The sequence below is a fragment of the Bacillus sp. XB1 genome (assembly GCF_053557995.1).
The window spans coordinates 2,386,629-2,405,310 of the sequence record NZ_JBNRIL010000001.1 but is presented as its reverse complement, the minus strand read 5'-3'; the positions used below and the strand labels follow the sequence as shown (position 1 = coordinate 2,405,310).

Genomic DNA, 18,682 nt, shown 5'->3' with positions numbered 1-18,682 from the left:
AGTGGGGACGATTTTAGATAAAATTGTAGAACAGAAGAAAAAGGAAGTTACGGAGTTATATGAAATATATACACCAGTAAAAGCAAAAAGAAAGACACATTCACTTGTAGAAGCGTTACAGCAGTTTACTGTCATTGCAGAAGTAAAGCGAGCATCACCATCAAAAGGAGATATCAATTTACACGTTGACGTACGAAGACAAGTGGAAACATATGAGAAATGTGGTGCAGGAGCAGTCTCTGTTTTAACAGATGGTCAATTTTTTAAAGGATCGTTTCACGATTTACAAACAGCAAGAGAAGAAAGTAACATTCCGCTTTTATGCAAAGATTTCATAATCGATAAGATTCAAATCGATAGAGCGTATGAAGCGGGAGCAGATATTATTTTACTAATTGTAGCAGCGTTAACGAAAGAGAAGTTAAAAGAGTTGTATAGCTACGTGTTAGAAAAAGGATTGGAAGCGATTGTTGAAGTTCATGATGAACAGGAATTAGAAACTGCGATTGTATTAAATCCGCACGTTATTGGCATTAATAATCGTAATTTAAAAACGTTCGAAGTAGATTTAAGCCAAACTGAAAAGCTTGGAAAAAGATTGAATGAGGAGAAACTACTTTGGATTAGTGAAAGTGGCATTCATTCAAAAGAAGATATTATTCGTGTTAAAAGAGCTGGAGCAAAAAGTGTATTAGTTGGAGAGGCGCTTATGACATCATCTTCTATTAGTAGTTTTTTTGAAGATTGTAAGGTGAATATATGAAAGTGAAAATTTGCGGCATCACTGATATGGAAACAGCGAAAAGTGCGTGCGAATACGGCGCAGATGCACTCGGATTTGTTTTTGCAGAAAGTAAACGGAAAATCACTCCAAAGAGAGCGAAAGAAATCATTCAGGGGCTTCCAGCCAACGTGTTAAAAATCGGTGTTTTCGTAAATGAATCAGTAGAAGTGATCCAGAAAATTGCAGATGAGTGCGGGTTAACACATGTACAACTACATGGAGATGAAGATAATTATCAAATCAGAAGATTGAATATTCCGTCTATAAAATCACTAGGAGTAACTTCAGAGAGTGATATGAAAAACGCTCAAGGGTATGAAACGGATTATATATTATTTGATAGCCCGAAAGAAAAGTTTCATGGAGGAAATGGAAAGACATTTTCATGGGAACTACTTGGGCATATGCCAAAAGAATTGCGAAAGAAAACGATATTAGCTGGTGGATTAAACGCTCTTAATATAGAAGAAGCAATTCGAACTGTTCGGCCTTATATGGTCGATGTGAGCAGCGGAGTAGAGACAGAAGGAAAGAAAGATGTAGAGAAAATAAAACAATTTATTATAAAAGCGAAGGAGTGTTCCAAATGAACTACGCATATCCAGATGAAAAAGGACATTACGGTATATACGGAGGACGATACGTTCCAGAAACGTTAATGCAATCTGTACTAGAACTAGAAGAAGCATATAAAGAAGCGATGCAAGATGAAGCATTTCAAAAGGAATTAAATCATTATTTAAAAACGTACGTCGGAAGAGAAACACCGCTATATTATGCTGAAAATATGACGAAGTATTGCGGTGGTGCAAAGATTTATTTAAAACGTGAAGATTTGAACCATACAGGAGCTCATAAAATTAACAATACAATCGGTCAGGCACTACTTGCAGTGCGAATGGGCAAGAAAAAAGTTGTCGCTGAAACAGGAGCTGGACAACACGGAGTTGCAACAGCTACTGTATGTGCTCTTCTCGGATTAGAATGCGTCATTTTTATGGGAGAAGAAGATGTAAGACGTCAAAAATTAAATGTGTTCCGAATGGAATTACTCGGAGCGAAAGTAGAAAGTGTAGCGGCAGGTAGCGGTACATTAAAAGATGCGGTAAACGAGGCGCTTCGTTACTGGGTTTCACATGTGCATGATACGCACTACATTATGGGATCTGTTCTCGGACCACATCCATTCCCGCAAATTGTACGTGATTTCCAAAGTGTAATTGGGAATGAGACGAAGAAACAATATGAAGAATTAGAGGGGAAATTACCAGAAGCAGTTGTTGCTTGCATTGGTGGTGGGAGTAACGCGATGGGAATGTTTTATCCATTTGTACATGATGAAGAAGTTGCTCTTTACGGCGTAGAAGCAGCTGGAAAAGGCGTTCATACAGAAAAGCATGCAGCAACTTTAACGAAAGGAAGCGTTGGTGTCCTGCACGGATCAATGATGTATCTTCTGCAAAATGAAGAAGGGCAAATTCAAGAAGCACACTCTATTTCAGCAGGACTTGATTATCCAGGTGTTGGTCCAGAACATAGTTTGCTAAAAGATATTGGCCGCGTTTCTTATCAGTCGATAACAGACGAAGAAGCATTAGAAGCATTTCAATTATTAACGAAAAAAGAAGGCATTATCCCGGCGTTAGAAAGTTCACATGCTGTCGCATACGCATTAAAATTAGCGCCGCAAATGAAGACAGACGAAGGGCTTGTCATTTGTTTATCAGGCCGCGGGGATAAAGATGTAGAGAGTATAAAACGTTATATGGAAGAGGTGTAAAAAATGGGAGTAGAAAAAATTAAAGCAGCGTTTGAAAATGGCAAGAAAGCATTTATTCCGTATGTAATGGGCGGAGATGGCGGCCTTGAAAAATTAAAAGAAAGAATTCGTTTTTTAGATGAAGCTGGAGCAAGCATCGTTGAAATTGGTATTCCGTTTTCAGATCCAGTCGCGGATGGCCCAACGATTCAAAGAGCAGGAAAGCGAGCGCTAGATAGCGGCGTAACATTAAAAGGCATTTTTCAAGCGTTAGCAGAGGTAAGGAAAGAAGTGCAAATTCCGTTTGTACTCATGACATATTTAAATCCAGTACTTGCATTCGGAAAAGAACGATTTGTAGAGAAGTGCTTAGAGGCCGGTGTGGATGGTATTATTGTTCCAGACTTACCGTATGAAGAACAAAATATTATTGCGCCGTTACTTCGAGAGGCAAACATTGCGCTCATTCCACTCGTTACCGTAACGAGTCCTATTGAAAGAATTGAAAAAATTACGAGTGAATCAGAAGGGTTCGTTTATGCTGTTACAGTAGCGGGCGTAACGGGAGTACGTCAAAACTTTAAAGAGGAGATTCATAGTTACTTAGAAAAAGTAAAATCACACGTCAACTTACCAGTAGTCGCAGGATTTGGTATTTCAACAAAGGAACATGTAGAAGAAATAATTACAATATGCGACGGAGTTGTCGTTGGAAGTAAGATCATTGAGCTTTTAGAAAATGAAAAGCAAGAAGAAATATGTGAATTAATATATGCAACAAAACAAAAAGAAGAGGCGTAGTCTCTTCTTTTTGTTTTGCGTAATAAATGTTAAAATATACAGAAAATACATATAATTCAGAGGGTGAGAAGGCATGCTAAGACGTAAACTACTATATCTATTTTTAACTGTACCGCTATACGCTTGGCTCATTAGCATGACGAAAATAGAGTTAATGGCTCTATTTTTAGGGTATGTATTCATCTTTTCCAATTTAAATCGCATTCAAGAACAGTCTATTTTAGAAATATGTCTATTTTCGATTAGTATAGAATTATTTAGTATCGTTTCGATTGTATTATTAAACGAATTATTTCTATGGATTCATTCATTTGCATTAATGAAATTTTGGAATATTATATTGCAAGCAATATGTACTTACATTGTGTTTGTTGTGTTGAAAGAAATAGTCGGAAAGCAGACAGTTTTTCAGGATAATAGAAAATGGGAGTGAATAAAAAGGAGCCGTTTGGTTCCTTTTTTGAATCTGTTGTAAAAACAATTGAAAATTATGTCATCTGTTATATAATAGTTAAAAATTGTATTTTTAATGAAAAGAGATGATAACATGGCCATATTGTTGGCACTTATCCCAATTATGATGATTTTCATTTGTTTATTTTTATTTAAACAAACGTCATTAAGGTCCTCGTTAATTTCTTATGCTGTGTCTGTTGGAATTGTTTTACTCTCGCCAATGTTTCAATTAGGGATAAGTGAAACTGTGCACGCAACGATTAAAGGATGGTTAATTTGTTTTATTGTCGGGTACGTTTTATTTTTCGGTATTTTTTTATTTCACCTCATGAACAAAATGGGGTACATCGATCAAGTAGCACTTTTTCTAGAAGCAGTTACTCAGGATCGCTTATTACAAATGCTGCTTATGTGTTTTGGCATTTGCCCGCTTATTGAATCAGTAAGTGGATTCGGTATTGGCTTTATGGTTGCAGCACCTATTTTTCTTTCACTAGGATATAAACCATTTCAAGCTGTACTACTCTCATTCATCGGCTTACTAGCTAGTTCATGGGGCGCAATGGCAACTGGTACGATTATCGGTTCGCAGCTAATAAATATGCCTCTTACAACACTTGGCACAAATACAGCGCTATTAAGTATTCCGATGTTTGCTTACTTCGTTATTCTTTCTTTACACGTTGTTGGCGGCTGGCAAGCGGTTATAGAAAAGTGGAAAGAAGGAGTAGGGTTCTTTCTATTATTTTCTCTCGGAATCTATCTTTCTAATGCGTACGTAAGTGTTGAACTAGCCGGGATATTAAGTTCTATCGTTACGATTACCTTTGGCTTTTTTATCATTAAATTAAAAGGAAAAAGTGGGCAAAATCTTATAACAGAACATGCGGCTGCAACGGAGAGAGAAGTATCCATTATAAAAATTATTAGCCCTTATATATTTCTAACAGTTTGTATTTTACTTTCTCGCCTCGTTCCAGCATTACATGATTTGTTCAAATCATATGCGGTTCTTGATTTGAAATCATACTCTTACAAACTAGAGTTACTATATTCACCAGGATTTTGGCTCGGTATGACTTGCTTATTTACTATTATTTTCTTCCGCATCCCGTCTAATATTATTAAACAATCACTCTCACAAACGATTAAACAATGGATTCCATTTGCTATTACGACGACAATGTTTATCGCCATTTCAGAACTAATGGGTGCATCAGGCATGCATTCATTACTCGCAAAGACAGCTGGTGAAACATTTGGAACCTTTTTCGTTTTCGTTGCTCCGTTTATTGGCGCTATTGGTGGATTTTTAACAGGTAGTAACGCAGGATCAAATGCAATGTTTATAAAACTACAAATGCAAACCGCACAAAACGTAACACTCCCGTGGCAATATGTCACAACACTTCAAAACACCGCATCATCAGTAGCGACAATCGCTTGTCCATCACGGATTACACTAGGTGCTTACTTATGTAATATCCCTTACCGTGAAAATGAACTATTAAAGAAGACGACGTTAATGATCTTTGGTGCGGTTTTGCTTGTAGTGGTAGAAGTTATTGTTTGGTATATGTTGAGAAATTAAAAATCCTCCTAACATAGGAGGATTTTTTTTATGAGTGGATAATGATTTAAATATGAATAGCTTCTACTAGATGAATAGGAGATGAAATGTATGCCCCTAAAAAACTACGGTGTGTTAAAAGGTACAGTTATACAATCAAAGATTGGAAAAGGGAAAACACCTCATTATCAAGTTCATTTACAGGGCGAGACAGGAGTAAATTATCGTATTGCAATTAACGTAAAATCGCAAAGCTATCCGTCAGAAGTTTTATATTTTGCGAGTAACAATATTAAGTCAGAGGCGATTCATATTTTACCGACATTACCATTCGGTTTTACAGAAATAAAAAACAATGAACCGAAAGTAGCTTTAGATTATGTAAGAGGAAATCTATTTGACTCAAATCAAATGATTCCTTTGCCTCCCGAAAAAGCAGGAGCAGATAATGATTTAAATGAAAAAATAGAACGTTATATAAAACGAGCAATAGAAGAAAAAGCAATTATTTACGCGTTTGGTGAAAGATGGGGACCAGAAGAAAATACACCAGATTCCTATTTTCGTTTCAAACCAGGAAACGGTATACATGATATTCATATGAATCAAGGGAATGTAGAAAAATGGCAAGGTGATGATGGCATATGGCAAGACGGAGGAATACTCATTCACTTTGAAAAGGAAGAAGAATGGATTGGTATCTTTCTTGCATTCCAATCACAGTCATGGTGTACCGATGAAGAAGGGCATGCTCGCGTTCCTGTTGAGCATTGTGATTATAAGGGGAATAATTAATAAGAAGAGGGCGTTTAAAAAGAACGCCCTCTTCTTATTTTATAAAACGAAAAACTAACAAGTGTAGAAATACAAGAGAAAAGCAGTGCTACACTAGAAAACGCAATGAGATACATATTATATTTCATAACCTGTCCAATTAGCTGGTTACTGTCGTATTGAAACAGTCCCGCGATGATGTTGAATAAAAATAAAACGATAAACATGACGATAACACCGTCTATTGATCCTTTAATGTCTGGTTTACTTAAAGCGATATGTGCGGAAATGCAAATGGCGATAAATAAAAATAACCAAAAGGAAGGATTCAATAAATTGCCGATTGTAAATAAGCTTTTCAATAATACAAACGTCGACAAGAGCATGTTTTGGATCATTTCTACATTAATAGAAGTAGAAGCAATCGTTTTTTCGAGAGTTGTATTAAATAAAAAATATGATTCTGGTACGAAATAGCGCATTAAAAGGATTAGTGCAGTAATACCAGAAATAATAGGCCCAATGCCGATGAAGAAATTCCCAATCCGTTGATACACACTTTTTTGATTGTATTGATGTTGTACGTAACCTAAAGCCCCTTGGCTTGTATCTGTCGGGAAGAACTGCGTTGCTACAATCTTATGACGGAACAGCACGCACATAATGGCATGTCCAAGTTCGTGAATAGGAACACCAATCCAAGCCATTAATAGGAATCCTTTTCTTCCAAAAGCTCTCGACCAATACATGCGTGTGAGAGATTCTAAATAGCCTAATAGAAATCCAATTACAATGATAACGCCAATTAAAGATAATAATTGGATTACGCTTGTAAGGAGTATTTGAAAAATTGAGTTTACCAATTCCATTGCCAGTCATCCAATCTGTTAAAAATATTATTTATTCTGTTTCATAATAGCATTTTTTTCAAGATTACTAGCACATATATTTTCTTTCGGAAGAAGGATTTCAGAATCTTTTTCTTGTAGTCATGTTTTATGTACAAATTCATATATTGAATTTGTAACACCCTATATGGTATATGCTTAAGGAGGGATAAGAGAATGAAATGTCCGTCATGTCATACAGAAAATGCAGCGGAGGCAAAATTTTGCGGGAATTGTGGACATTCGTTAACGGAAGAAGTAGTGGCAAGTAGTGGCCAAGAAGAAGGGCCGGAACAAGCACGTGCGACACAAGCAAAGGAAACTCGGCCAAATGAAACGGTAGAGCAAGCGAAGCGGTTTGCGAGCGGCTATTTTCAATTTTTTAAACATGCATTACAAGCACCGACAGCAATTATGCAAAGCGGCGCTATTGAAGTACGAAATGGAATTGTAAGTCTTGTTCTTATTTGTTTTTTAGGAGCATGTATTTTTTATAGAATGATGAGTGCAGCATCAGCAGTTACGAGAACATTTGCACCAGATATATCTACTCCCACGTTTTTTGGAGAATCTATAACGGTCTTTTTCTTTTTATTAATTTTAACTTTATTTGTCGGATTTATTATTTTTGTAAGTGGTAAGATGATGAAATCATCTTTTTCGTTTCTTGAAGTATTCGGTATATGGGGAACGATAGCGACGCCGGCTATTGTCATATTAGTCCTTTCTTTTCTTTTTAGTTTCTTATTAATTTTTTTCTTACCGATATTATTATCGGTAGCTGCAACTTATATAGGGATTAGTATAACTGTAGCCGTATTAAAGCTAGACAATGGCGGATTAGATCTCGTTTACACACTTATTATTGCAAATGTTTTAATTGGAATTGCAACATTCATTGTACTTTGGTCTTACATTAGCACGATAATTCAAGCCTTAACACAGGGAATAACTGGCTTCTAATGAAAAGGTGGTTGACTGGATGAATGTATGTACAAAGTGCGGAATTCAGTTTGAAGATGGTGTGCAATTTTGTCAAAACTGCGGGACGAAGAGGAGACGTTCTGTAGTAAAGAAGAACATGAGCGGTGGTGCAAAAGTTGGCATTACACTGTTAGCGCTATTTGTTATAGCAATTATTGGATTGTATTTGTACGGATCGTCGTATTATACGCAGGTGGCACAAGTAGACCGAATAATTACGATTTTACAAGAGAGGGACGGAGAGAAATTAGCTGAGATCGTTACGGCAGATGATCCATCGGTTATGATAACGAGAGAGAGTGTAACGCCTCTATTTTCATATATAAAAGAAAATCCATCTTACGTGAATGAATTAAAACAATATTTGAGACAAGGTGAAAAACAACGGGACGGAATAGAAAAAGCTGATTTTTCATTAACGAAAGACGGAAAGTATTTCTTTATATTTGATCGATATAAATTGAAAGCAAAGACGTACTATACAACTTTGCTTACAAATGAAAAAGACGTATCGTTAAAAATGAACGGAAAAGAAATTGATAAGACAGATGACAAAAAGTTTGAGAAGCAATATGGGCCATTTCTTCCGGGAAATCAAGTGTTTCAATCAGAGTATAAAAATGACTACGTAAAATTATCTCGTGAGGAAAAGGTTGTACTTATGAAACAAAGCCAAAATAACGTAACGATAGATTTAACGTTGCAAGGTCAATATATTACAGTTCAAACGAACGCGCCTGGTGCAACATTGTACGTAAATCAAAAACCGGTTACAGCGCTGATAGGAGAAGAAATTACATGGGGGCCTGTAGCGACTGATGGAAGTGCGACGATTTATTTAGAACGAAATGGAGAAAGCGGACGAGAAACGACACAAGTAGAGACGGTAACGGCACTTTCGTCTTATAATCTTCCATTCCAAACCAAAAGTACAGAAAAAACAGTTGTTTATAATGTTATCCCGCCACCTACGACTGGGTATGTATATAATGGTTTCATCTTTCCTGATAGTGATATTCGAAAATTAACGAGCGCAGATTTAACATATTTATCGAAAGAGCAGTTAAAAATTGCTAGAAATGAAATATATGCAAGGCATGGACATATTTTTCAAACGAAAGATATGCAAGCGTATTTTGCAAAACAGTCTTGGTATAGAGAAAACCCTTATTTTACAGGAACGTTAACAGATATCGAAACTTATAATATTGAACTGATTAAATCAAGAGAATAGAACACATGGAAAAAGGTACAGTGCATAACTGTACCTTTTTTATGGTTTTTTATCTGAACCAGGATCCCTTGAGAAAAAGATATGAAAGAGGAATGTGACTTTACTTGCTCCTCCTGATGTACTTGCTTGCACGTCAGATAATGCGTTAGATGTTAAAACACCTTCAGAATGAGGGGGTACGACTATTTTGAGAGTATCATCTGATTCTGATGATGCAGTAACTGTTATTGTATCATCAGATAAGTTCAAAATTTTTACAGTACCGATTGGTAAGATGGACTTGCCAGCGTGTGATGCTGAAGCAAAGTGAGAGCCTTTCCAAATCGTTTGTGGAAAAGTTTCATCATTAGATAACCAAGCACGAGCACTATAAATGGTTGCGTTAATAGAAAATTCTTGATCAAGCGACAAGGCGGGTTTTGGTTCTTTCGGTTCCTCTGGAAACTGAGCGAGAAGACCAGCGCACATGTATATTTCACCTACTTTCAATTGGTTACTGTTATAGCATATTAAACATGTTGTTTATAAGACACGACAGTTACCTATTCATACATAAGTTTGTGCACCAAATTTGAAGATGAAATTCTCTTTCTTTACAATGGAAGTAGGTGTTATTTCTATAAAATATGGAAAACGTAAAGAGTATGTAAAAAAGAAGGAGTGGTAAAGTGAACTATGTCATTATTGGCGGAGATGCAGCTGGTATGAGTGCAGCGATGCAAATTGTTAGAAACGATGAAAATGCAAATGTTGTAACTTTAGAAAAAGGTGAGATTTATTCGTATGCTCAGTGTGGATTACCGTATGTCATTAGTGGTGCTATCGCTTCAACTGAAAAGTTAATCGCGCGCAACGTGAAGACGTTTCGTGAGAAATATGGAATTGATGCGAAAGTGCGTCATGAAGTAACGAAAGTAGATACGGAAAAGAAAATGGTGTACGCAGAGCATACAAAGACGAAAGATGTCTTTGAATTTCCGTACGATCGATTATTAATTGCGACCGGGGTACGTCCTGTTATGCCGGAATGGGAAGGACGGGAATTACAAGGCGTTCATCTTTTAAAAACAATTCCAGATGCTGAGCGCATATTAAAAACGCTAGAAACGAATAAAGTTGAAGATGTAACCATTATTGGCGGCGGTGCAATTGGACTTGAGATGGCAGAAACTTTCGTCGAACTTGGTAAGAAAGTAAGAATGATTGAGAGAAATGATCATATCGGTACAATTTATGATGCAGATATGGCAGAGTACATACATAAAGAAGCAGATAAGCATCATATTGAAATTTTAACGAATGAAAATGTAAAAGCGTTTAAAGGGAATGAACGAGTAGAAGCAATTGAAACGGATAAAGGTACGTATAAAGCAGATCTTGTTTTAGTGTCGGTTGGAGTGAAGCCAAATACTGATTTTCTTGAAGGGACAAATATACGTAAGAATCATAAAGGAGCAATCGAAGTAAATGCATATATGCAAACGAATGTGCAAGACGTATATGCAGCCGGTGATTGCGCAACACATTACCACGTTATAAAGGAAATTTATGATCATATCCCGCTCGGAACGACTGCCAATAAACAAGGGCGACTTGCTGGACTGAATATGCTGGATAAACGAAGAGCATTTAAAGGTACGTTAGGTACAGGCATTATTAAATTTATGGATTTGACACTCGCAAGAACAGGATTAAATGAAAAAGAAGCGAAAGGGCTACACATCCCGTATAAAACAGTCAAAGTAGATTCTACAAATATGGCGGGCTATTATCCAAATGCAAAACCACTTTACTTGAAATTACTATATCGCTCCGATACGAAACAATTATTGGGCGGGCAAGTAATTGGAGAAGAAGGGGTAGATAAACGGATTGATGTGATCGCAATGGCGCTTTTCAATAAAATGAGTATTCACGATTTAGAAGATGTCGACTTAAGTTATGCACCACCATATAACAGCGTGTGGGACCCAATTCAACAAGCGGCAAGGAGAGCGGAATAGCACTTTTTAAAGTGCTATTTTTTTTACAATGAGGGAGTAAATAAAGTTTCACTTTATTTTGAATATACCGTTCCCCCTTGAAAACATATTACGTATCGCTTATATTTTCATATAGTATTTATTTTTTAAACGAAGCAATGAACGAACCAGGGGGCGCAGTATGGCAATTAACATGAAAACAATCGAAGAATGGATTGCTGAATCAAATGCAAGACATGAAGAAGACTTTGGACACGTTGTGGAAGAAATGAAAGAAGTATGTGTCGGACTTGATAACGCGACATTAATTTATACGAAAAATGTATTTTGTTTCGGTAAAAAAGTAGAAGTCTTTTTCTTCTTCCAAGACCATGTCGTGATTGGACAAGAAAAAGACGAATATATTGAGATTGAAAAATTAAAGTATGATGACATTACAAATAGTAACTTAAAAACAAATGACAAAAATACTACGTTAGAATTAAAGTTTGCTAACGGACAATCTATCAATTTAGATAGTTTAAATGATAACTACGGTACGAAAAATTGGTTATTTGCTAGACAAATTAAGAGTATTTTTAAGTTAATCTAGTAAAAAAGCACGCCGTCCATCGGCGTGCTTTTAACTATGCAAAGCCCCTTTTAACCAATTCCGCGCCCGATATGCCCCAACTGGAACTTGAATAAGAGATGTTTCATTCCCAGTATCTATTCCGTACAATTGATCACATGCATTTGTATCAAAACTAAGTAAAGGATGCCCGCCCATCCCCATAGCAGTTGCAGCAAAAACGAGTTTATGAACGAGTATACCTGCTTCCATTTGGTGAATACGGTATCCTCTATAGCCTAATGCACGTGTATAGTAATCTTTCTGTCCGACTACATGTAAGCAAAGTGGTACTTGAAAAAGGTTTACGTTATCCATCGTCATACTAGACTGAAGTGGGTAGCGAAGGTCTCCATATCGAATTGGTTGTATGGAATGTGTTTTACTGTTATAAGCGTAAGCCCCATTTTCAATATTTTTCACGCTATAAAAACATCCGTATAAGGAGACGCGTGTATTTTCATTTGTATACTTACCGTCAAGGTCGTTGTAATAGGGGAAGGAGAGACTCGCTTCTTGTAGTAAAGTAGCGAGCTCAGCTGCATCCCATTTCGTTAAAATAAAGTCCGCATCAGGAGAATATCGTTTTTTACAAAGTTGTAGGAAATCATACGATAACCGTTCTACTTTCGGTAGCTGTACAGCGTACGTATTATGTTGATAGTGCTCTTCATGATGTAGCGTTTGGAAGTGTGCTGTCGATTCGATCATAGAAGCTTCATTTATTTTTGTTATCATCGGATATTCACCTACATGTTTTGAGCGAACGAAATGTTCATGTGCGAGCGGCGGAATTTGTTGCAACAACTCATGAGAAGTAACTGTTTTATTTTCACGGTAATCATTGTGAAACCAATTAGTTTCTGGTTCTGTACTTAAAGGAATAACGGCATACACACTTTCTTCACCTTCTGACAATCCGAGTAAATGGTTCAGTGCACGGTCTAGAAATTGAAAGTATACGCTATTCGTATAACCGAACTGTTTTGCACATTCTAGCAATTGTCCAATGAGAACCCCGCTATCTAATCCTTGAAGTCGATATGAAAAGTTATTGTATTTAAAGAAGTTTTTCCAAAACATAGTGGATACGAATGCAGCACCGAAACAATCATGTATATTACAGCGATTACCGAGTGCGTCTGCTAAATAAGAATCGAAATTTCCTTCGCGAAGTAAAATAAGTCGGTGATGCGCGGCGTCATAATGGTAAATGCCGTCTGGATAATCGTCAATCTTTAAATAGATATACAATTCATTCGGGTATAAGGCACCGCCTGAAGGAATGGATCTACGTAATACATTTCTCTCGCTATTTAGCTGACATAATTGTGTTACACCAAATGAATACCAAAGGTAGTGACCAATCTCATCTAAAGTAGGTGTAGTAGAAGAGTTCGATAAAGATAATGGGATTTCTAAGGAGAGCGGGATGGTAGGAACATTTCGATATAATTTATAAGGAAGCGGTGCGTCTTTCCAGTCCACCTCATGATTCGGCATAATTTCGTCAATAGAGAAATGGAGATGATGTAAAAAAGTATCTAGCTGCATGAAATCCCTCCTTTACTATGGAAACGGATGTGGATGTGGATTTAATCTTTCATTCGTTAAAGGTTCGTCTGTATATCCAAGTGTCATCGGTACGGTATATACCCGGTCCAGTCCTGTAACTCGAGTAAGATGGTGACCAAACGTCATCGGTAGCATGCCTGGAATAATAACTTTTACACAATGTAATCCATTCTTTTCTATGAGGGGAACGGTTTGATCTACAACGATTATTTCAAGATTAGATTGATGCAAACGATTTAAAAGTTGGTGGAGATCGGATGTTAAATCCATATCAAATGATTGTGATACATTCATTTCTTGGAACGTTTGCACCGGTGCATCTTCCCGTAAAAGGAAGTGAAGACGTTCTTCCGTTTCTTTCAATCCATACAGCATACTATGGTCTTCCATTTTATTAACAAAATAAGGATCTTGTAAGCATTTTTCGTAGTATTTTCTTTTGTGCTCGAGCTCATCGTCTGTTATAAGTAACATGCCTGCTATTTCTTGAATGGCGCTTTTTAAGGCTCGAATAGGATCTAAATGAGCGCCTCCTGCACAAACAACGTTCATTCCATTTTCACGCGTATTTTTTGCAATTACCCATAAGCTAGGAATGCCGTGTTCCATCGTCGCGTTAAAAGCGTGTAATTCATATCCGGTAATCGTACGTAACCGCTGAATCATTAATTGTAATTCTGTATCATTTGCTGAACTAAGATCAAGGCGGGGAAGAGGTAATTTGGCATACCAAGTGAGTAAGAAGGCATCACGCTCTACAATTTCTAAAATGCCGTGAAAAATCGCTTCTTCTAAACTACCGCCAATTGCACATCCATTTGATGTTTCATACACGAAAGCATCTCGATGACCGAGGCTATAATAAGCAATTGATTCAGGAACTAAAAGCGGTCTGTTTTGTGATAAAGAATATCCCCATACCCAGTTTTGCTCATAATCAGGATCAAACGGTTTAAATGGAAAACCATCACGATTATAATGTTCATTGGTATGTACACCGAGTGTGAGGGGATTTAGTGCATGTTCCTCTAAATCATGAAAACTACCGTGCACATTTGTTTTTTTTCCACGAGGCGACATACCGCAATATCGTTCTAAACCTTCTAAAATGGCAGTTGCTTCACTCACTGCAAATGAATGAGTTCGGCCTGCAACACCTTCATTTCCAAACATTAATGGCATGTTTATAATGACGTCAGCGAATGGTAATAAAGAATGCTGCATTTTGCCGTTCAACATACCGACCCGATAATCTAAATAGTCTCTCGTTAAAAATGTGTTTAATTCATGAATGGAACGGCAGCGATACGTTTCGGTGCTTACTTTTAAACTTGGTTGTAAAGAAACTTCCGCCGCATCCGCAGTATCATCAGGTAAATTACTACATACAGGACAGAGAGGATCTGGAAGAAAAGAATGCCGCGTACATTGTAATGTTTGTAAGTTTAGTAAAATAAGTTCATTTTCTAAAGAAGAATGGTTATGAGTTAATATTTTTTCTGTTTCTGCGCAAATAAGATGACACATTTGCAACATTCCATTTTGGGTGGCACGTACATCACGTCTCGTTACATTATCTGCTTTAAAGGCATATTTCCGCTGTAGTTCCCACATTTCTTTTTGATCAAAGCCAGCGATAAAACGGCGTCCATCAGAACAATGGGAACATCCGGGCGTAAGAGGATGAATGTAAGGACCGATAATACCTTCGCCAAATGAAGTAAAACCACGAAGCCATGGAATATGATTTGACCGAAAAATTAGCTCAGCGTCATGATGAATAGTAGAAGGAGATCCGTCATGTAATACGAGAGCGAGATAAATATTTTCAGGAAGTTCTTCTGTAAGGGTATGCTGACGAATGATGGAATATTGTTTGCATAATTGATCATGTACATAGTCTGCAAGAAGGCCATCTCCTATAAGCAATATATTTTGAATCATAAACCGTCCTCCTTTGCAATTAATACCCCATACACACCGTCTAGGTTTTCTTTCAAAAATGGTTCGATTGCTAAATCGAACACGAAGGGATAAAAATTATGTTCTTCTAAATGCTGTAAGGCAAGCTGTAAAGATTGCACACTTGGAATTTCTTCTTCCGCTTGTATTTCCACTCTAAAAGAATCCGTGTCATATAAAATAATAGAGGATTCAGGCAAGATATTAGCTCTGTAAGGAATTTCTTCATTTTGAACGTGAAAGAGTGATAGTTGTAGTGCGTTTCGTAACGCTAACGTCATATTAATATTAGATGCACCGTACCATCTATCATTTATACCAACCCAAACGACGGGAAAACTGAGAATCTCTTCACTCATTGCGATTTTAGGTGTTTCATGGATTGTAGAGAGAGCATCGTAATAAAATTTACAATGTTTATCTTGAATATCAGTTAAATCAACAGTTGTAAGTTCCTCTAGCATATGTGACTGCCGCTCATACAGTTTATTGTTTAAATGTTGTTGTAGTGCCCGGTAAAATCCTTCTGTCATCGTTTCTCCAGCACCGATACCGATATCGTTATGTTCAGGAATAAGGCGGTGAATGATTTCTGCGACATATGTTTCAATTCCTGTTAAACCAGCTTCTCGGCGTGCTTCATTATGAGTTAATCCACTGCGAGTCATAAGAGGCAGAAGGGGAGCTGGGCCATCTGATAATGGATTGGCTACTTGAATATAGCATTGTGATAACGGTAATTGATATGAATCTTGTTCATCCCATACATGGAATATACCGGTTTCTTTAGAAGTTAATGAGTCGAAAAAGCGGAATATATCAGTTGAAGTATGTTGGCCATACCGATGCTCAAGTTTTTCAGAAAGATTTTCTATCGTATCAATTGTAAAACTTTCATCAGTTGCAAGAGGGTGTTTTATAAAAGGATGCCACGTTCCTTCAAGTGTTTCATAGTTTAATAAAAAGAATTGTGATTCTTTTTCACGATATGAATCATCCGCGACATGTTTAAACAATTCAAAAACGATTACATTTGCTAACATGGCAGATGTAATTGGTGAGAAGGAATCCGATGAATTTTCATTTTGCAAAGTCGTTTCATGTAGCCGATGCCATGCGGATTCCCAGCATTCATCACGATTTTCTGTTACGACAGGTCCAGCTATACCGAGTGTTGATAAACAAATAGCTGGTATGAAATTCTTTTTCGTTTCTCTACAAATAGTGTGAACTGTTTTTAAACCGTCGATGTCTCCGTTTTGAGAAACATATAAAATCCAATCAAAAGGTTCGAATACTTCATGCAAGGGGCGGTCAATTGTAGTATCGATTTCTTGAAGGAGTACACTGTTATCAACTTCATATGCACGTTCTATTAGCTCATGTATTCTGTCATAGTTTGTTTCATCCCGATCTGTAACGAGGTAATGAAATGTAGGTAAACCAGATTCTAATAAAGAAGAAACTAAGGAAGTGAGCATATCCCCAGAACCAAGTACAAGGACATTTGCTCCGCGGTACGTTTCGAATTTTAAAGCACCTGAATGAGAATCAGCTTCTAAAAATTCAATTTGCGAAGCATATCTGTCGAGTAATGTACTGTTTAATTCATGAGGTGCATCTTGATTTGCATCACGAACGAAACCATTTTCATATAAAATCTCTCCAATTTCAAATACACGGTTTTGATAGGGGAGAGGGAGGCCATCGGTTATTTCGGCTAAAGAATAATTCCCGTTAAACATTGGCATTAATTTTTCAATCCAGTCATAAATTCCATCACCGTCCATACGAAATGAACTGGCGTTATTTCGAAAATAGACACCCCCGTTTGAATCGGGGAGGAAGAAAGTATCCTTATTTACTTTAAGTTTTGCATGAATTGGAAGGTTATTCATTTTAATCCTCCTTACGTTTAGGCATACATTATTACCTTATGTCATGAAATTTGTCCCGTATGAACACAATAAAAAAAGGCTGTAGAATGATTCATTCTACAGCCTTTAATAGATTTTTAATCTATCAACCTTCTAATAATAATGACTTTGGATCTTCAAGCATATCTTTAACAGCAACAAGGAAGCTAACTGCTTCTTTACCATCAACAATACGGTGATCGTAAGATAAAGCAATGTACATCATTGGGCGGTTTTCCATACGCTCGTTATCAATTGCAACTGGGCGTACTTGGATTTTATGCATTCCTAAAATACCAACTTGTGGGCTATTTAGGATCGGTGTTGACATTAGAGAACCGAACACACCACCGTTTGTAATTGTAAATGTACCACCTTGTAGTTCTTTTAATGAAAGTTTGTTGTCACGTGCTTTTTTACCTAATTCACGAATTTCACTTTCAATTTCAGCGAAGTTTAATTGGTTAGCATCGCGTACAACTGGAACAACTAATCCATCTGGAGCTGCTACTGCAATACCGATATCATAGAATTTTTTAATGATAAGCTCGTCACCTTGAATTTCAGCATTTAATAATGGGAATTGTTTTAATGCTGCAACAACTGCTTTTGTGAAGAATGACATGAAGCCAAGACGTACATCATGTTTTTTCTCGAAAGCATCTTTGCGTTCTTTACGTAATTCCATGATCGCACTCATATCAACTTCGTTAAATGTTGTTAACATTGCAGATGTTTGTTGAACTTCTACAAGGCGTTTTGCAATTGTTTGACGGCGGCGGGACATTTTCACGCGCTCAACTGGTTTTTCGAATTCAGTTTTTGCAACTGGAGCAGGAGCTGGACTCTTTGGAGCAGCTGGTGCTTCTTTTGGTGCTGCAGCATGAGCTTGTACATCATGTGGTCTCACGCGTCCAAGTGGATCTGTGCTACGTACGTCGTTTAAGTCGATTCCTAATTCACGAGCCATTTTTCTAGCAGCTGGTGATGCGATAGGACGGTTTGTATTTGGTAAACCTTGTAGTGTTGCAGTTTGCTCAGCATTTGGTGCCGCAGCTTTCGGTGCTTCAGTCGTTTCTTGTTTTGGTTGCTCAGCCACTGGTGCAGGTGTACTTACTGCAACTGGTGCTCCATTAGCATCTAAAATTGCGATAGTTGCGCCAACTTCAACTGTATCCCCAGGTTCGCCTAGTAACTTCGATACAATACCTGAATCTTCTGCAATGATTTCTACATTGACTTTATCAGTTTCAAGCTCAACAACGCTGCCACCTTTCTCAACTTTGTCGCCTACGTTGATAAGCCATTGTGAAATAGTTCCTTCAGTAATAGATTCTGCAAGCTCAGGTACTTTAATTTCGATCATTTTAAATGTCCTCCCCTTATTT

17 protein-coding genes are annotated in these 18,682 nt (G+C 37.2%); 11 read left to right on the top strand and 6 right to left on the bottom strand.

Annotation, left to right across the window (positions count from 1 at the left end):
• Position 1 precedes the first annotated feature (1 nt).
• The 7 genes from trpC to ACK1U5_RS12290 all read left to right on the top strand — a co-directional run bounded on the left by trpC (position 2) and on the right by ACK1U5_RS12290 (position 6,165).
• Positions 2-763, top strand: coding sequence for an indole-3-glycerol phosphate synthase TrpC (gene trpC / locus ACK1U5_RS12320; protein WP_069605419.1), 762 nt, complete (start codon positions 2-4; stop codon positions 761-763).
• Positions 760-1,374: a phosphoribosylanthranilate isomerase gene (locus tag ACK1U5_RS12315; protein ID WP_069605420.1), complete on the top strand. Its 615-nt coding sequence runs from the start codon at positions 760-762 to the stop codon at positions 1,372-1,374. The genes trpC and ACK1U5_RS12315 overlap by 4 nt, the downstream gene beginning before the upstream one ends.
• A complete protein-coding gene (gene trpB / locus ACK1U5_RS12310) occupies positions 1,371-2,564 on the top strand; it encodes a tryptophan synthase subunit beta (RefSeq protein WP_061139692.1) in 1,194 nt (397 codons plus the stop codon). The genes ACK1U5_RS12315 and trpB overlap by 4 nt, the downstream gene beginning before the upstream one ends.
• 3 nt (positions 2,565-2,567) lie before the next feature.
• Positions 2,568-3,344, top strand: coding sequence for a tryptophan synthase subunit alpha (trpA, locus tag ACK1U5_RS12305; RefSeq protein WP_069605421.1), 777 nt, complete (start codon positions 2,568-2,570; stop codon positions 3,342-3,344).
• Between the two features lie 73 nt (positions 3,345-3,417).
• Positions 3,418-3,777: a DUF4029 domain-containing protein gene (locus tag ACK1U5_RS12300; RefSeq protein WP_030024045.1), complete on the top strand. Its 360-nt coding sequence runs from the start codon at positions 3,418-3,420 to the stop codon at positions 3,775-3,777.
• 114 nt (positions 3,778-3,891) lie between these two features.
• A complete protein-coding gene (locus ACK1U5_RS12295) occupies positions 3,892-5,391 on the top strand; it encodes an L-lactate permease (RefSeq protein ID WP_069605422.1) in 1,500 nt (499 codons plus the stop codon).
• A gap of 90 nt (positions 5,392-5,481) precedes the next feature.
• Complete coding sequence (locus ACK1U5_RS12290) at positions 5,482-6,165, top strand: DUF2278 family protein (protein ID WP_001128614.1); 684 nt, start codon at positions 5,482-5,484, stop codon at positions 6,163-6,165.
• 14 nt (positions 6,166-6,179) lie between these two features.
• On the opposite strand, the gene ACK1U5_RS12285 is transcribed toward ACK1U5_RS12290, so the two are convergent.
• The gene (locus ACK1U5_RS12285) at positions 6,180-7,013 is read right to left on the bottom strand and encodes a hypothetical protein (RefSeq protein WP_069605424.1); all 834 of its coding nucleotides are present in this window, start codon (positions 7,011-7,013) and stop codon (positions 6,180-6,182) included.
• A gap of 195 nt (positions 7,014-7,208) precedes the next feature.
• On the opposite strand from ACK1U5_RS12285, the gene ACK1U5_RS12280 reads away from it, so the two are divergent.
• Both ACK1U5_RS12280 and ACK1U5_RS12275 read left to right on the top strand, forming a co-directional pair.
• Positions 7,209-7,994, top strand: a complete 786-nt coding sequence (locus ACK1U5_RS12280; protein ID WP_000650097.1) for a zinc ribbon domain-containing protein — start codon at positions 7,209-7,211, stop codon at positions 7,992-7,994.
• Positions 7,995-8,013: 19 nt separating this feature from the next.
• Positions 8,014-9,249 carry a TcaA 3rd/4th domain-containing protein gene (locus ACK1U5_RS12275; protein ID WP_069605425.1) on the top strand — a complete coding sequence of 412 codons (1,236 nt, stop codon included), beginning with the start codon at positions 8,014-8,016 and terminating at the stop codon, positions 9,247-9,249.
• Between the two features lie 39 nt (positions 9,250-9,288).
• Here the strand turns inward: ACK1U5_RS12275 and ACK1U5_RS12270 are convergent, their stop codons facing one another.
• Positions 9,289-9,717 carry a hypothetical protein gene (locus ACK1U5_RS12270; RefSeq protein ID WP_000332398.1) on the bottom strand — a complete coding sequence of 143 codons (429 nt, stop codon included), beginning with the start codon at positions 9,715-9,717 and terminating at the stop codon, positions 9,289-9,291.
• Positions 9,718-9,917: 200 nt separating this feature from the next.
• On the opposite strand from ACK1U5_RS12270, the gene ACK1U5_RS12265 reads away from it, so the two are divergent.
• Positions 9,918-11,252: an FAD-dependent oxidoreductase gene (locus ACK1U5_RS12265; protein ID WP_069605426.1), complete on the top strand. Its 1,335-nt coding sequence runs from the start codon at positions 9,918-9,920 to the stop codon at positions 11,250-11,252.
• Between the two features lie 160 nt (positions 11,253-11,412).
• Positions 11,413-11,823 carry a DUF3908 family protein gene (locus tag ACK1U5_RS12260; RefSeq protein WP_000996781.1) on the top strand — a complete coding sequence of 137 codons (411 nt, stop codon included), beginning with the start codon at positions 11,413-11,415 and terminating at the stop codon, positions 11,821-11,823.
• 30 nt (positions 11,824-11,853) lie between these two features.
• Here the strand turns inward: ACK1U5_RS12260 and ACK1U5_RS12255 are convergent, their stop codons facing one another.
• The 4 genes from ACK1U5_RS12255 to odhB all read right to left on the bottom strand — a co-directional run bounded on the left by ACK1U5_RS12255 (position 11,854) and on the right by odhB (position 18,660).
• Complete coding sequence (locus ACK1U5_RS12255) at positions 11,854-13,395, bottom strand: SagB family peptide dehydrogenase (RefSeq protein WP_069605427.1); 1,542 nt, start codon at positions 13,393-13,395, stop codon at positions 11,854-11,856.
• Positions 13,396-13,410: 15 nt separating this feature from the next.
• Entirely contained in the window at positions 13,411-15,360 is a 1,950-nt protein-coding gene (locus ACK1U5_RS12250) for a TOMM precursor leader peptide-binding protein (protein WP_113710736.1), read from the bottom strand.
• Entirely contained in the window at positions 15,357-17,276 is a 1,920-nt protein-coding gene (locus tag ACK1U5_RS12245) for a putative thiazole-containing bacteriocin maturation protein (protein ID WP_069605428.1), read from the bottom strand. The genes ACK1U5_RS12250 and ACK1U5_RS12245 overlap by 4 nt, the downstream gene beginning before the upstream one ends.
• Positions 17,277-17,400: 124 nt before the next feature.
• The gene (gene odhB / locus ACK1U5_RS12240) at positions 17,401-18,660 is read right to left on the bottom strand and encodes a 2-oxoglutarate dehydrogenase complex dihydrolipoyllysine-residue succinyltransferase (RefSeq protein WP_000569926.1); all 1,260 of its coding nucleotides are present in this window, start codon (positions 18,658-18,660) and stop codon (positions 17,401-17,403) included.
• Positions 18,661-18,682: the final 22 nt, after the last annotated feature.